The organism is Bradyrhizobium campsiandrae (assembly GCF_014529705.1).
Taxonomy (GTDB): Bacteria; Pseudomonadota; Alphaproteobacteria; order Rhizobiales; family Xanthobacteraceae; genus Bradyrhizobium; species Bradyrhizobium campsiandrae.
This window is the reverse complement of the sequence record NZ_JAANIH010000196.1, coordinates 1-480: the sequence shown is the minus strand read 5'-3', so window position 1 is coordinate 480 and position 480 is coordinate 1. Positions and strand designations below refer to the sequence as shown.

Below are 480 nucleotides of genomic sequence, written 5' to 3'. Positions count from 1 at the left end.
GTCCCGTCGTCTTTGTTCTGATGTGGTCGACATGGGACCTGAAGCCGTGCCTCTTCGCGCCCCGGGCGTCGCCGCACTCGTTGCGGAGCTGGGACTAACGGACTCCATGCGTCATCCCGTTCCTGGGCGCGTCTTATTGTCGAGCCGGCGTGGAGTCGTCGAGATGCCGTCCGGCGTAACACCAGTAGGACCCACGAAGTTCCTCCCCACTATTGCCTCGCGCATCCTCTCCCCTGCCGGACTGTTACGGGCCGGGCTCGAACCTTTCAACGCTCACCCGCACCTTGACGACGTCAGCGTCGGCCAATTCATCGCCGAAAGATTTGGTGACGAGGTGAGCCGCGCCGTCGTCGACCCGCCACTGGGGGGGATTCACGCCGCCGACCTCAACACGTTCTCGCTAGCAGTTGCCGCCCCCGCTTTGGAGCAGACGGTCAGGAACGGCGACTCCATCGTCGCCGGAACTCTCAAACGCAATGC

At 63.8% G+C, this 480-nt stretch carries 1 protein-coding gene; it reads left to right on the top strand.

Translation table 11 applies throughout. The features are described 5' to 3' along the window. Window positions 1-31 precede the first annotated feature (31 nt). Window positions 32-480, top strand: a 449-nt coding sequence (locus G8O24_RS47105) for a hypothetical protein (protein WP_244646411.1), incomplete at its 3' end; no start/stop codon positions are given.